At 60.6% G+C, this 14,276-nt stretch carries 9 protein-coding genes; all 9 read right to left on the bottom strand.

The features are described from left to right. Window positions 1–310 precede the first annotated feature (310 nt). Window positions 311–2,308, bottom strand: coding sequence for a protein-disulfide reductase DsbD family protein (locus M3090_RS03030; protein WP_249053915.1), 1,998 nt, complete (start codon window positions 2,306–2,308; stop codon window positions 311–313). Window positions 2,309–2,470: 162 nt separating this feature from the next. Beyond that, on the bottom strand, window positions 2,471–3,895 hold the full coding sequence (locus tag M3090_RS03025) for a RagB/SusD family nutrient uptake outer membrane protein (protein ID WP_249053914.1): 1,425 nt from the start codon (window positions 3,893–3,895) through the stop codon (window positions 2,471–2,473). 5 nt (window positions 3,896–3,900) lie between these two features. Further along, complete coding sequence (locus M3090_RS03020) at window positions 3,901–7,344, bottom strand: SusC/RagA family TonB-linked outer membrane protein (protein WP_249053913.1); 3,444 nt, start codon at window positions 7,342–7,344, stop codon at window positions 3,901–3,903. 66 nt (window positions 7,345–7,410) lie between these two features. Beyond that, window positions 7,411–8,805 (bottom strand): TlpA family protein disulfide reductase, encoded by a 1,395-nt coding sequence (locus tag M3090_RS03015; RefSeq protein WP_249053912.1) that lies wholly within the window; start codon window positions 8,803–8,805, stop codon window positions 7,411–7,413. A 121-nt stretch (window positions 8,806–8,926) separates the two neighbouring features. After that, window positions 8,927–10,624, bottom strand: coding sequence for a helix-turn-helix transcriptional regulator (locus M3090_RS03010; RefSeq protein ID WP_249053911.1), 1,698 nt, complete (start codon window positions 10,622–10,624; stop codon window positions 8,927–8,929). Window positions 10,625–10,820: 196 nt separating this feature from the next. Next, window positions 10,821–11,759 (bottom strand): ComEA family DNA-binding protein, encoded by a 939-nt coding sequence (locus M3090_RS03005; RefSeq protein ID WP_249053910.1) that lies wholly within the window; start codon window positions 11,757–11,759, stop codon window positions 10,821–10,823. 18 nt (window positions 11,760–11,777) lie between these two features. Further along, the gene (locus M3090_RS03000; protein WP_249053909.1) at window positions 11,778–12,659 is read right to left on the bottom strand and encodes an Rpn family recombination-promoting nuclease/putative transposase; all 882 of its coding nucleotides are present in this window, start codon (window positions 12,657–12,659) and stop codon (window positions 11,778–11,780) included. A gap of 105 nt (window positions 12,660–12,764) precedes the next feature. Then, window positions 12,765–13,682 carry a riboflavin biosynthesis protein RibF gene (gene ribF / locus M3090_RS02995; protein ID WP_249053908.1) on the bottom strand — a complete coding sequence of 306 codons (918 nt, stop codon included), beginning with the start codon at window positions 13,680–13,682 and terminating at the stop codon, window positions 12,765–12,767. Continuing rightward, window positions 13,654–14,268: an HAD family hydrolase gene (locus M3090_RS02990; protein ID WP_249053907.1), complete on the bottom strand. Its 615-nt coding sequence runs from the start codon at window positions 14,266–14,268 to the stop codon at window positions 13,654–13,656. The genes ribF and M3090_RS02990 overlap by 29 nt, the downstream gene beginning before the upstream one ends. Between the last annotated feature and the right edge of the window lie 8 nt (window positions 14,269–14,276).

The following is a 14,276-nucleotide window of genomic DNA, read 5'->3' as shown; positions in this document are numbered from 1 at the left end:
CTGTCTTGTCGAGCGGAGCGCAGCGTAGTCGAGACATCTTACTAAGTTTTTCTGTGCCTTTAGTGGGATCCTTCGACTTCGCTGCGCTTCGCTCAGGATGACAGGGCGTGGCAGGTGTGGGGATTCGTTTTTCTGTCTTGTCGAGCGCAGCGCAGCGTAGTCGCGACATCTTATTAAGGCTTTTTGTGCCTTTAGGGAGATCCTTCGACTTCGCTGCGCTTCGCTCAGGATGACAGGGCGTGGCAGGGGATGGGATGAGGAATACAGGCCGTCCGCCCCTTATGCTCGGAATTTCTTCATTCTTAATTCTTCATTCTTCATTTTTGAAGTTCCTGAGCCCTGTTTCGAGAAACTCGACGTACTTGTCCACATCTTCGTCGTACGAATAGGAGTGGTTGAGCGGCTGTCCTTCGTTGTCGAGCAGGACGTAGAAGGGTTGAGCGTTCGCCCCGAACTTGGTGCGTTGCAGGTAGCTCCACTTGTCGCCCACGGTGCGCAGGGTGCGTGTCGTTCCGTTTTCTTCGACCCGGATGGGGGCGGGCAGCGGCGTCTTCTCGTCCACGTAGAGCGTAATCAGCACATAATCTTCGTTCAGCAGTTGGCGCACCTGCGGGTCGGTCCACACCGCCAGCTCCATTTTGCGGCAGTTCACGCAACCGTAGCCGGTGAAATCCACCATCACGGGCTTGCCTTGCTGGCGGGCGTAGGCCATGCCTTGGTCGTAGTCGTGGAAGCGGGCGCGCACTTCGTCGTCATACAGGTTGAAATCTTGTGTCTGCAGGGGTGGGGCAAAGGCACTGACAGCCTTCAGCGGAGCGCCCCACAGGCCGGGCACCATGTAGACGGCGAAGGCCAGCGACGCCAGTGCCAGGAAGAAGCGGGGAACGCTGACGCGCGTCTCGTCGTCGTCGTGCGGGAACTTCAGCTTCCCAAGCAGGTAAAGGCCGAGCAGTCCGAACAGCACAATCCACAACGCCAGGAAGGTCTCGCGGTCCAGCAGATGCCAGCCGTAGGCCAGGTCGGCTACCGAAAGGAATTTTAGCGCGAAGGCCAGTTCGAGGAATCCGAGCGTGACCTTTATCGCGTTCATCCACCCGCCGGACCGGGGCATCGACTTGAGCCACGAGGGGAACAGCGCGAACAGGGTGAAGGGCAGGGCCAGGGCGAGCGCGAATCCCAACATGCCCAGCGCGGGTGCCACTACGCTGCCGGTGGTGGATACTTCCACCAGGAGGAAGCCTATGATGGGACCCGTGCACGAGAACGACACGAGCGACAGGGTGAAGGCCATCAGGAAGATGCTGAGCAGCCCGGTGGTGCGGTCGGCCTTGCTGTCGACGGCGTTGCTCCAGCGCGAGGGCAGGGTGATTTCGAACGCGCCGAAGAACGAGGCGGCGAATACCACCAAGAGCAGGCAGAACAGGATGTTGAAAACGGCGCTGGTGGACAGGTCGTTCAGCGCGCTGGCGCCGAACAGCAGCGTGATGGCCAGGCCCAGCGACACGTAGATGACCACGATGCTGGCCCCGTAGGTGAAGGCGTCGCGCACGCCTTTCCGCCGGTCTTTCGACCGCTTCAGGAAGAAGCTGACCGTCATCGGGATAATGGGCCATACGCACGGGGTGAACAACGCCAGCAATCCCCACACGAAGCCGGCCAGGAAAATGTAGAGCCATGAGTGCGACTGCGTGCTGCCCGTATCGCCGAAGTTTTGCAACCGGTCGGCCACGGGTTCCCAGTAGGCCGGGCGGTCCGTGCCGCTGTCCGTTGCGGTGGCGGGGGCGGCGGCCGATGCCGGGGTGCTGCCGGTCGGCGTGCCGGTCGAGGCGGCGGCTGCGCTGCCTGCGGGTCCTGTGCCCCGGTAGCTGAACTCGACGTTGGTGGGCGGCAGGCAGTTCTCGTCGTTGCATGCGCCGTATTGCAGGTAGCCGGTCACCTCGTAGGCGCCGCCTGTCAGACGGATGCGTTGGGCGAAGCAGGCGGTGCGCCCTTCGAAATATTTCACTTCCATCTGAAACAGCGGGTCCATCTTCTCCACCACCTTGCCGCGCGGCTCCAGCGCACCGGCCGTCTCCGCGCCCTCCAGGCGGTCGGTGTTGAACGTGGCGGCAATGGGCCCGCCGTCGGGCAGGTCGGTGGAGTAGACGTGCCAGCCGGGGTCGACGGTGGCGGTGAAGACGATTTCGGCCTCGGTGGCCGACAGTTGTTTCCATTCGTGCTTGAACTTCACGGGCTCCTGAATCTGGGCGGCCGAGCGCAGGCCCAGCGCCAGCCCGAGCAGGAAGCTGAGGATGAATCGGGTGTACATAAATGCGATGCTTGAAGGTTGGTTTTCAGGGAAGATAAGCCGGGCCGGACCGCCGCCGGCACACCACCGTACGGGCTACGGTCCGGCGTTTGGTTGGTTAGCGTCCGACACGGCCGCGGCTCTTGTCCGCCGTAGGGACGGCCGTGTCGGAGGGGGGTGTGCTTAATAGTTCTGCGTCAGCGACGAGTTGTGCAGCACGGCGTTTTGTGGGAACGGCCATACCCACAGGGGCGAGTCCGGCCGGAGCGAGTACGTGCCGCCGTAGTCCGGGCCAAGGTCGCGGGTGATGGTTTCGGCATAGTCCGCCTCAGAGTTCCACCGCTTGCGGTCGCAGAAGTTGTCGAAGCAGCCGAGGAACTCCACGCGCTTCGCGTCTTGCAGCAGCTTCATGGCCTCGCGTTCGGTCAATGTCGAGGCTTGGGCGGCCAGCGGTTGGTAGTTTTCGATGCGCAGCGTCTGCACGAGGTCCACCTGTTGCAGCCCGGCGGCGATGTTCCCGCCCCGGATTTGGCACTCGGCGGCGAGGTAGTACATCGTTTCCGACCGTATGCCGAACAGGTTGTACTTGATGTCGCTCACCTGGCACTGGAGGCAGCCGTCGGGCAGCACCGGATAGGGCGTGTCCCAAGCCCGGACGCCGGACACGTTGTAGTACTTGTTCACGTAGTCGTCGGGGCTGATGAGGGCGGCCACCTCGGGCGTGACGGTCACGCCGTAGAAGTCACCCAGGTTCGAGTTGTCGCTCCAGATGGCGTAGTAGTTGTTCTGCGCCGTCTCGTTCAGCGTCCACACGCCGGTGGTGGCCACCGTGCTGCGGTCTTCTATCGTGTTGTTCACCTGGAGGGCCCTCGTGGCATACTGCAAGGCTTCGTCATAACGCTTCATCTGGAAGAGCACCCGGGCGCGCACGCCATAACCGAAGTCCAGGCCGAAGCGGCAGGGGTCGCTCACGTGGCTCTGCACCAGGTCGGCCAGCACCTCGTCGCTGCAGTCGGCCAGTATCCGTTCGTACACCTCGGCCACCGTCCGCTTGGTTTTCTGCTCGCTCACGTCGGTGTTGTCCACGTAGGGCACGCCGCCCAGCTCGCCGGCGATCGACTCGTCATACTGTTTGGCGTACATGTTGACCAGCAGGAAGTGGTACCAGGCCCGCAGCACGCGCGCCTCGGCGATGATTTGCCGGCGTTTGGCGTCGTCGCCCCCGGCATCGGGCGCTTTGGAGATGACCACGTTCATGTAGTTGATGCTGCTGTACAGGCTTTCGTACATGCTGCTCGAAGTGACCAGGTTTGCCCGGTCCACCGTCTCGTCGTAGGTGACGAGGGCGTAGATGATGCTGTTCGGGTTGCTCAGATACTCCGGCAGGCCCTCCCATTTGCAGTACTGGTTGTTGCAGAGTATTTCGAATTCATTGTCTTCCATGTACAGTAGGGGCGTCTGGTTGAGCAACGTTTCCAGGTCGTCCACCGTGTCGAGCGTCGTCTTGCCCAGGGGCACGATGTCCAGTTTGTCGTCGCAGGCGGTGCAGCACATGGCGGCCGCCAGCAGCAGGGAGTGGAATATGTTTTTCGCTTTCATCTGTGTCATACGTTTTAGAGGTTAAAGAAAAGACTCATCGTGTAGCTGCGTGGCACGCGGTTGTAGTTGGCGCCCGTCACCGGGTTCACCGCCTCGGGGTCCAGCCCCTTGCTGTTGCGCGCCCACGTGCATACGTTGTTCACCTGGAAGCGCAGGCGCAGGTCGTTCAGCCCGATGGCACGGCAGACGCGCTTGCTGAAGTCGTAGCCCAGCACGATGTTCCGCAGCTTGACGTATCCGGCGTGCTCCACGTTGGTGTGGCGGTAGACAGCGTCGTCCATGTCGTTATAATGAATCGCCAGGTATCCGTTGGCCGGCACGTCCGTATCCCCCTGCCAGTAACGCAGGTAGTCCTTGGGCACGGAGGCGTCGCCGAAAGCGCCCTTGTAGCCCGCCGAATTGCCGATGGTGGCCGTCCACACGTCGTTGTCCGTCCGCATGTAGTGTCCGCCGTAGAAGTTAAACATCGCGGAGAGGCTGAACCCGTTCCAAGTGATCTCCGGCGTGATGGCGCCGCTGATGGTCGGCGTGTACGAGCCGGAGAACACAGCGTCTTCCACCGTGAACACACCGCTGCCGATGGATTCCGTGTGCACTTCGCCGTCCTTGTCCCTCCAGCCCACGAAGTACGTGCCGTCCTTTTCAATCAGTCCCGCGTAGTCGATGGAGAAGAGCGAGTTGAGCGGATAGCCTTCGTGCAGTGACATGCTGAGGTATTCCGAGCCCGACTCCGGGTAGTGCGACACCTTCGTCACCTTGTTCTTGTTGTAGGCCAGGTTGAATCCGAGGTTCACGCCCCAGTCCTGCCTCTTGTGCGCCCGGAGGATTTCTCCTTGCAGTTGAAGTTCGACGCCCGTGTTCGTCATCTTCCCGTTGTTGATGGTCAGCGACGTCCAGCCCGTCGTAGGGTCGAGATCGGTGTTGGTCAGCAGGTCGCTGCCTTTCTTTCGATAGACGTCCAGCGAACCATGCAGACGGTAGTTCATCACGGCGAAGTCCAGGCCGACGTTCCACGTAGCGGTCTTTTCCCAACGAAGCTGGTCGTTGGGCGGCGTCAGGAGCGAGCCGGTCAGTGCGCCGTTGTAGCGGTTGGTGTCGAGGCTCGCCGTCAGGTAGGACGACACGCTGGAGTCGATGTTACCCGTCAGGCCGAAGCTGGCGCGCAACTTCAGGACATTTATCCAGTCGATGGGCTTCAGGAACGCCTCGTTGTGGACATTCCAACTGGCACCTACCGACCAGAGCGGGCGTCCGCGGAACTTCGGGTCGGTACCGAACAGGTCGGTCTTGTCCACGCGGTACGAGCCGAACAGGCTGTAACGGCTGTCGTACACGTAGTTGGCCGTGAAGTAGTACGAGTAGTAGCGGTGCAACACGTCGCTCGTGTCGAAGTCGCTGGGCGCGCCGTAGACGCCATAGTCCGAGCCAAGCACCCCGGTGTAGGGATTGTTGATGAAAGCCCAGTCCGTCTGCAAATTGAGGTTGGTCTGCGTCTGGTGGTCATAACCATACTTCAGGTCGTTGTCCGTCGTGGTGTGTGTCTGGCGATACTCGAAGCCTGCCAGCACGTCGATGGCGTGCGCGCCGAACTCGCGGTTGTACTGCGTCTGGGCGCGGAAAGTGTAGAACTGGCTCGAAGTGTTGTATGTCGAGAGCAGGTCGCCGTCGGGCACTGCGTGGTTCACCTCCGTGTTGGTCACCTGCATCATGCCCAGGTAGGGGTCGAACCAGTCGGTGTTCGGGTCGTTGAAGGCGGCGTCCCAGTCGAAGTTCGGGTCTTCCACCCACTCGGTCACGCTCTGCGCCGTGGTGTAGAGGTTGTAGAGGCTCCGCATGTAGTGCGACTCTGCGTTGTAGCGCGTCTGCGAGCGCGAATTGATGTCTTCGTACTGAAACTGTGCTTGGGCCGTCCAACCTTTGACGGGCAGGTGGAACAGCGTTTTCACGTGGGTGCGCACGTTCGTATAGCGGTATTTCGTGAAGTTGTAGTTCATCTCCTCCGCAAAGTTGTAGGTGGGGTCCTTCAGGCCGTAGACGGAGTTGCTGAAGGGCTCTTCGCCGGGATAGACGTCGGCCTCCATGCGGTTCAGGTTCCCCGAACCGTCGGCTGCGTACATGCTTTCGTAGGCCGAGAACGAATTGATGTTGCCGTACTCGCTCATGGCGTGCGTCTTCGAGCGGTTGTTCAGCACATTGACGCCAAAGGACAAGTCCCACCACTTGTTCACCTTCAGGTCGCCGTTGTAGCTGAAGGAGAGTGAGTTTCCATACTCGCGCTGCACGCCTTGGTTATCTCCGCGGTAGTTGATGGCGATGCTCGAGCTGAGCGACTTGCCTTTCACGCGGATGCCCAGATTGTATTGGTGGGTGATTTGGGTGCGGTCGTGCGCGTCCTGCCATTCTTTGCGGTAGTCGTTCCGAGCCCAGCGTTCGAGCGTAGCGTTCAGGTCGGCGTCGCTTAGCGTTCCCTGGTAATTTTGCAACAGCAAACGCATTACTTGCGACTGGCTAAAGACGCGCCCGCCGTTGTAGTAGTCCAGTTGTTGCTGAATCAGGTTCGGGTCTTCCTGCAACATGGCGTTGAAGTTGTATTTCTCCAACTGAATGATGTCGGCCGCCGAAGCCCAGTTGAAGTTGTCGTACCGCTGTTTTTCGCTGACGACGAGGTCGGCGTTGAAGTCGATGGAGACACGCTCTTCCTTGGCCCGCTTGGTGGAGATGACGATGACGCCGTTCGAGGCGCGTGCGCCATAGATGGCCGCTGCGGCCGCGTCCTTCAGCACGGTGATGTTGTCGATGTCGTAGGGGTTGACGCTTTCGATGCCGCCTTCGATGGGCAGGCCGTCGACCACCACCAGCGGGCTTGTGCGGGCGTTGAACGTGCCGACGCCGCGGATGGTGATGGCGTCTTCACCGGTGGCGTAGCGGTCGGTGGTGACGGTGACCAGGCCGGGAATCTTTCCCTCAAGGTTGGCCGTGATGTCGCCCGTGTAGCGTTTGTCCATGTCCTTGGCGGTGAGGCTCTGGAAGGCGCCCGTGGCGTTCTCGCGCTTGATGTTCTGGTAGCCCGTCACGATGACCTCGTCCATCAGTGTCACGTCCGGTTGCAGGGTGACGCGCACGTACTTGGTGTCTGCCGTCAGCGGGAGGCGGGCGGTCTTCATGCCTATGTACGAGATGAGGAGCACAGGCTTCCGCCCCTCGGCTATGATGGAGAAGTTGCCGTCGGCGTCGGTGATGACGCCTATCTGCGTGCCCTCGATGCGCACGGAGGCGCCGGGCAGGGGCTCTTCATTCTCATCGAGGACGGTGCCCACGACGCTCTTCTTTTCGATGTCTTGCACTTCTTGCACCACCGTCTTGTGCGGACGGGTCTGTTGCGCCGTGGCCGACAGACTGCCTGCTGCGGCGAACAGTCCGAGCAGGAGATAGGCTAAAGATTTCGTCTTTTTGTTCATGGAAAGTTTCGTTTTTCCGGTTAATATAATAGGTATATGTGCCGGGTGGCTCCCGGCGTGTCGGGGTCAGCGGGCCAGCGCGGCGTCGATGACGCTCTTGATGTCCTTGTCCGAAGGCCGGGCGGCGTTGACGTGGATGATGCGCCCGTCGCGTCCCACGATGAGGAAGCGCGGGATGGCGTTGATGCCCATGCGGTCGAGGAACTGCCTTCCGCTGATTTTCTCGAAGATGTAGTTCGGCCATCCGGGCTGGTCCTTGTCCACTTTGGCCTGCCAAGCACTTACATTATCGTCTTGGGAGATGCTCACGAAGACGATGCGCGGGTCGGATTTGTACTGTTTCCACACTTTTTCGAAGTAGGGAATCTCGCGGCAGCAGGGGGCGCACCAGGTGGCCCAGAAGTCGATGTAGGCCACTTTGCCTTGGATGACCTCGTTTAGTGTGGTGCGCGTCCCGTCGCGTGCGACGAGGGTGGGGTCTGAGGGCAGGGCGTCGCCGTCTTTAATTTGGTTGGCGCGTTCGGCCAGGCGTCGTTCGATGTCTTGGGCGATGAAGGGGGCTTTGGCCAGTTGCGGGGCGATGGCAGTGCGGAAGGCCGTGATGTCGCTGTCCGAAGGTTCGTACATGAAGAACATGGTGGTGAGCGTGTTGTAGAGGCTGCGTTTGTTTCCTTCGTTGCTCAGGGCACTGTCGATGGCGTTAATCTGGTTGCTGAAGTAAGTGGTGAGGTCTATCACCCGTTCCGTGTTTGGGACCAGGTTGGCCTGGTTGTACCAGTAGTTGATAAGGCCGCTGAGGCGTGTCTCGTCGGCATTGGGGTCGATGGTGGCCAGCAGTGAGTCGGTCTGCGCCTCGTTGTCGGCCTGGTTCATCATCCTGTCCAGGGAGAGGATTTGCAGGGTGTAGTACTTGTGTGTGGCGTCGGCCAAGCGTTGGTAGCGTGCGCGGGCTTCGGGGTCGCCGACGGCTTCGACGGCTTTCTGCGTCCGTTCGTAGGCTTGTTGCAAGTTGGTGTTCCATTCGTCGAGCTGGAAGGGATGGTCGGGCGTGGGCTTGAACGTCCAGGGCGAGAACGACTGGTAGAGGGTGTTGTTGAAGCGGCAGCGGTCGGTGTTGTCGCCCGTGAAGGTGGCCCGGGTGCCGTCGATGCTCATGTGCGTCGAGCAGCCTTGCTTGACGAAGGCGCCGTAGAGGTCTTGCCCGACATAGATGACGAGGTCGGCCTCGCCCGCTTTCAGTGCGGGGTTGTAGGTGAAGGCGCCGGTCGAGTCGGTGGTCAGTTCTGTCACGATGTTCTCGCCTTCGTAGTCGTAGACGATGGCCAGCTCGGTGGGTTCCGTTACGTTGATTTTCCCCTCCAGCAACGGGGCGTCGGCTTTGGGGGTGCAACTGTGCATGGACAGTGCCGTCAGGGCGGCGAAGCCGAGCGGCTTGAGGAAGTCTGTAATGAATGTGTGCATGTCTCGATTGATTTTTGGTTCAACTTTTTCTTTCGGCAAAGGAAAGTAAAAATACCGTAAAATCAATCGCTTATCTTTTTCCGATTCGTCAATTTGACGGATGCGGAAAAAAGAACGGGCGTCATCGGCCCTTCAACTGCGAGCGGTAGCGGGCGGGTGTCATGCCGGTGGAGGCCTGGAAGGTGTTGTAGAAGGTGGAGAGTGAGTTGAAACCGACGTCGGTGGCGATTTGTTTCAGCGGTTTGTCGGCTTTCGGGTCGGAGATTTCCGCGATGGCCTGGCGGATGCGGTATTCGCTGAGCAACTGGCTGAAGGACTTCCCCGTGATGTCGTTGATGGCCTTGGAGAGATAGGTGCGGTTCGTGTCGAGGCGTTCGGCCACGGCGGCGATGGTGAGCGACGGGTCGGTGAATAGCTTGTTCTCCAGCATTTGCACCGTGAAGCGGTTCATCAGGTCTTGCAGTTTGTCGGCGGGCACGGGAGCGGGGTGTCCCGTCTGGCGCAGTTGTTCTATCTGGGTCAGAAGCATCTGCTCGTGCTGCATGTACTCGTGGTTTTGCGAGACGATGGCGCGGTAGAGGCGGTTCTTCTTGCGGTAGAAGAAGTAAGTGAGCCCCAGTGCCAGCACGACAGCCGCCAGCGTGCCGCTCAGCACGGCAATCTTGTAGCGGTTGTCCAGGATGACGACTTGTTGTTCGCTGATGCGCTGCTCGCGCGAGTAGATGTCGTGTTTGATGCGTGCTTCCTGCATGGCGCGTTCGCGTACCTCGTCGAACAGCCGGTTCTGGTGGTCCATGTATTCCAACGCGCAGTCCAGCGCTTGTCCGGTCTGTCCGGCCTCGCGGTAGCTCAGCGCCAGTTCTTTGAGCAACTGTGCCTTGTGTATGGGCACGCCGCTTTCTTCGATGTGCCTCAGCGCGTATTCCAGCACGCGGGTGGCGGCGTCGGCGTGGTGGTCAGCGCGCAGCAGGGCGGCATACTTCAGGTAAATCATCGTGATGGTGGAGGCCGATGCGCCGGAGAAACTCTCCATGGCCCGGGCGTAGTATTCGTAGGCCTTGCCCGTTTCGCCGAGCTTTTCGTGGTATTGGGCTTTCAGCAGGAAGATGTCCGCTTTCATGCCGAACCCTTGGGCAGCGTGCATCTGTTCGAGCGCTTCGATGGCGATGCGGGCGTGGGGCAGGTCGCCGGCGGCCAGGTAGTAGAAGGCCGAGTTGAAGGTGGCGTAGAACAGCGGGATGGGCTCTTTAATCTCTTGGGCGATGCGTACGGCCTCTTCGGCATATTTGAGCCCGGAGGGGTCTTCGCGCATGAAATAGCCGCCCGAGATGTTGGACAGAATCATGGCGTACAGGCGGCGGTTGTCCACGCGCTTCGCTTCGTCCAGCGCTTGAAAGTAGTAGGAGATGGCCGAATAGACGTCGTCGTTGGCGAACATCGAATAGTTGCCGAAGGCGTTGAGCACGCGCATCAGCGCTTCGTGGTCTTGGAAGCGTTCGGCCAGTGCGCGCGCCGTTTCCAAGTGTGTGTAGGTTTCCGTGCCCGGTGCAGTCTCGATGCCTGCCAGCCCCAGGATGAGGTGTCCGTAGAGCAGGCTGAAACGGCGGTCGTCGGTGCGTTCGGCCAGGCGGAACAGTTGCCTGGCATAGCTGCGGGCCCGGTCAAGGCGGTTGCGGTTGAGGCAGTCGAAGGCGGCAGCGCGCAGAGCCTCTTTGTCTTCGGACAGGGTGTCGGTCTCGGCCGTGCCGGGCTGTACCGAGGCAAGCAGGGCGGCAGGCGGCAGCAGCAGGCAGAGCAGAAGTATCGTAATGAAGCGCATGGGCTGTATATGTTGACAAAAGAACGTTAATTGCTTGCGAAGTAAAGAAAATTATTTGAAACGGACAAATTCTGGCGGCATTTTGATGCCGGTGCCGTAGTGGTGTGCCGTGGCTTTCGCTCTTGCGCACAAGAGCCGCGCTTCTTCCGCGTCCTGTCCGTGCTTCTTCCGGACGGTGGCCTCGGCTCTTGCCCGGTCAGTCGAAACAGACGTAGGGAGCCAGTCGCCGGAGGTCGGCTTCGTTGAACTCGTCGAAGAGGGCCAGGGCGTGCAGCTTGTCCAGCGAGCCGTTCTTTTGCCTGTATTCCCAGATGGCTTTGGCTTGGTAGAAGTTCAGGTACGGATGCCGCGACAGGGCACCCAGGCTGGCGGTGTTCAGGTTGATGCGGCAGATGGCGGCGGTGTCTACGTAGAACCAGGGGCGCAGCCGCTCATGGTCCAGATTGATTTCCTTTAACTGTCCGAGGTCGTGGTAGCCTCCCAACTGCTGCCGGTAGCTGGCGATGCGGCGGGCGATGGCACTGCCGATGCCGGGGATTCTCTTGAGTTCGGAGGTGTCCGCACGGTTCAGGTCGACCACGGTTCCTGCGGGGTATTTGCCGGGTTCCGGCATGTTGTCGCCGGGGTTGCCTGCCCACAACGGCTGCACCCTTGGGTGAAGCGTGTCGGCGGGTGTCAGGCGGAGGAAGGGGCGCAAGGCTGCATATTGTTCGTCTGTCAGGCCGTAAATCCGCCGGAAGTCTTCGGCCTGTCGGAAGCGGCCGCCCTTATCGCGGTAGCGCACGATGTGCTGTGTCGTCCGCTCCGGCAGACCCAGACGGCGCAGCGTCGCGCTGTCCGCGCGGTTGGGGTCGAAGGGGAAAGGGCGGAGCACCGGTTCCGGCAGGGAGGCGCCGGGCAGGCTGTTGGCGTGGAGGTCGGCATCGGATTGGCCGGCGGTCGCTTCCTGCTGCAGCGCGGCGCGGAAATCTTGGTATGCTTCTCCGGGGACGGCTGCCGGTTGGGCGGCACGTTGGGCACGGTGTTCGTACACCGGCACGAGGCATGCGAAGGCTACGATGGCCAGGCAGAGCAGCAGCAGGCCCCGTTGCGCTTGCGGTGAGAAGAAGAGCAGGTCGCGCAGTGGGTTTTTCATGGCGGGGGAGAAAGAAATTTACAGATTCTTTATTTCTTCAGGCGACAAGTGCGTGTAGCCGGCGATGCTCTCAATAGAAAGACCGTCGGTTTTCATCTGACGGGCGATGTTTCGCTGCATTTCTTTTCGTCCACGCTCCCGTCCGATTTCTTCACCTTCCTTCCGCCCCTTTACAATGGCGGTTTTGATGGTACTGTACCAGTCGCGGTAGACCTTCAGGCTGTCCTCGTAGGCCACCAGTTCCTTGCGCGAGAAGCGGGCAATCTCCGCGGCTTCGAACAGGCGCGTAAAGACACGCTCCTGCAAGGCGGCGGGACGTTCCATGAGCGCGCCCAGGTTTTGGAGGACGAACATCCACTTGTCGAACATCGTTTCCAACTGGTCTTCGGTCTTTTCGAACTTGGGCATCTCAAGGTAAATCAGCGTCAGCTTGTCGTAGAAGACGCCTTTCGTCTTCATGTCCACCAGTTTCACCTCGTGGTGGTAGTACGTGTCGTCCGTGTCGTCGAAGGTGAAGTTCAAGATGCCGATAGTATACACCTTCTTTAACTCATAGTCCCAGCCCTTGCCTCGCGGGGCTTGCTCGCGGATGGGGAATGTGGTGTAGTAGAGGCTGCGGTCCTTGAAAAACTGTTGTTCGCCGCGTTGCATCTCCACTAAGAACTTTTCGCCGTCTTCGTTCTCGCAGTAGACGTCGAAGACGGCACGGCGGTCTCGCTCTTGTGTGCCCAGGTGCTCGGTGTTCAGGTAAGTCACGTCGCGGATGTTCGGCTGGTCTGGCAGCAAAGCGTTGAGGAAACTGATAAGCAGTTCCTTGTTCAGTTCAGTGCCGAACAGCTTCTTGAAGCCGAAATCGGTGTACGGATTGATGTATCGTTCTTGCAGGCCTTCGCTTCCCATGATAGTACGGTGTTAAAGGGTTGATGATGCGCAAATGTAGGAAAAACCGCGGAAAGCGCCAAAAGAATCGGCCCGATATCTTTGCGGCGGATGTGCGGAAGGCCGTCAGCCCAGCATCGCCCGGATTTCGGCGGCGTCGCGGTGCAGTTGCGCCACCAGCTCGTCCAGCGAGTCGAACCGGCGCTCGGCGCGGATGCGTTGCACGAAGCTCAGCCGCAGCGGCTGTTGGTAGATGTCGCGGTCGAAGTCAAAGATGTGCACCTCGATGCTGCGGTCGTCGCCATTGTCCAGCGTGGGCCGGCGTCCGATGTTCAGCATGCCGCCGTGCTGTTCGCCGCCAATTTCCACCCTTACGGCGTACACGCCGTTGGCCGGCACCAGCTTGTCCGGATGGTCGGGCAGGAGGTTGGCCGTGGGATAGCCGAGGCGATGCCCCACGCGGTGTCCGCTCACCACCGTGCCGCCCACGTTGTAGGCGTAGCCCAGGCAGCGGTTGGCCGCGGCCACGTCGCCGTCCGACAGCAGGCGGCGCACCAGCGACGAGCTGACGGCCGTCCCGTCCGGCAGGCGGAACGCTTCGGCAGGCAGCACCTCGATGCCCAGTTCGCGGCCGTAGCGCACGTAGTCGTCGAACCCCTCGCTGCGGTTGTGGCCGAAGCGGTGGTCGTAGCCGATGAGCAGCCCGCCGATGCGGTAGCGATGCTTCAGCACTTCCATGAAGTCGCGTGCCGAGAGAGTGGCCAGGTGCGTCGTGAAGTCCAGCAAGAGGCACTGTTCAACCCCCGTCTGCTCCAGCCGTTGCAGCTTCTCTGCCGGCGTGGTCAGCAGGCGCGGGCGGTATTCGCTCTGCAACACCTGGCGCGGGTGCGTGGGAAAGGTGATGACGGTCGGGGTCAGTCCCCGGGCAGCCGCCTCGCACTCTACCTGGCGGATGAGGAAGCAGTGCCCGCAGTGCACGCCGTCGAAGAACCCTATGGTGGCCATTCCCGGCCTGTTATTGGAACAGATGTCTCCAATCCTCATGGGCTTGCGGTGTATAGGTATGGATGCCCAGCGCCTGTGCGCTCCGGCAATTCTCTTCCGAGTCATCCAGGAACAGTGTTTCCTCGGGACGGATGTCGGCGTCTGCCAGTACGGCCCGGAATATCTCGGCATCGGGCTTGGCCATTTTCATTTGATAAGACAGGTAGATGCGGTCGAAGTAGTCCTCCACCCGGTGTCCTGCGGCCCGGAAAGCCGTGGCGCAGGCATAGTCCCAGTGTATGGCGTTGGTGTTGCTCAGCAGGCAGAGGCGATAGCGTCTGCGCAGCTCCAGCAGGAAGTCCAGCTTGTAGACGGGGATGGCTCCCAGGAAGCTGTTCCATGCCCTGTCGATGTCGGCGTCGCTCACCGGCGTGCCGATGAGGCTGCGGATGCGGTCGCGGAAGTCGGCGTCCGTAATCAGCCCCTTCTCGTGCAGTTGGAAGAAGCCCTGCTGCTGGTAGTCGTGCAGCAGTCCGTCCACGTCGTGCAGGCCCAACAGTCGGAACTGCTCGAGGCAACGGCGGCGGTCGAGGTCAATCAACACGCCGCCGAAGTCTATCAAAATGTTCTTGATGTTTCCTTCCATGCCCCTCT

Source organism: Bacteroides sp. ET71, from assembly GCF_023336905.1.
In the GTDB taxonomy this organism is placed as follows: Bacteria; Bacteroidota; Bacteroidia; order Bacteroidales; family Bacteroidaceae; genus Bacteroides.
The sequence above is the reverse complement of the archived record's forward strand: the minus strand, read 5'-3'. Positions and strand labels throughout refer to the sequence as shown.

Coding starts and splice junctions, on each gene's coding strand:
- M3090_RS03015 (WP_249053912.1), bottom strand. CDS start 8,805: ATGCACACATTCATTACAGACTTCCTCAAGCCGCTCGGCTTCGCCGCC.
- M3090_RS03010 (WP_249053911.1), bottom strand. CDS start 10,624: ATGCGCTTCATTACGATACTTCTGCTCTGCCTGCTGCTGCCGCCTGCC.
- M3090_RS03005 (WP_249053910.1), bottom strand. CDS start 11,759: ATGAAAAACCCACTGCGCGACCTGCTCTTCTTCTCACCGCAAGCGCAA.
- M3090_RS02990 (WP_249053907.1), bottom strand. CDS start 14,268: ATGGAAGGAAACATCAAGAACATTTTGATAGACTTCGGCGGCGTGTTG.
- M3090_RS03025 (WP_249053914.1), bottom strand. CDS start 3,895: ATGACACAGATGAAAGCGAAAAACATATTCCACTCCCTGCTGCTGGCG.
- M3090_RS03020 (WP_249053913.1), bottom strand. CDS start 7,344: ATGAACAAAAAGACGAAATCTTTAGCCTATCTCCTGCTCGGACTGTTC.
- M3090_RS03030 (WP_249053915.1), bottom strand. CDS start 2,308: ATGTACACCCGATTCATCCTCAGCTTCCTGCTCGGGCTGGCGCTGGGC.
- M3090_RS03000 (WP_249053909.1), bottom strand. CDS start 12,659: ATGGGAAGCGAAGGCCTGCAAGAACGATACATCAATCCGTACACCGAT.
- ribF (WP_249053908.1), bottom strand. CDS start 13,682: ATGAGGATTGGAGACATCTGTTCCAATAACAGGCCGGGAATGGCCACC.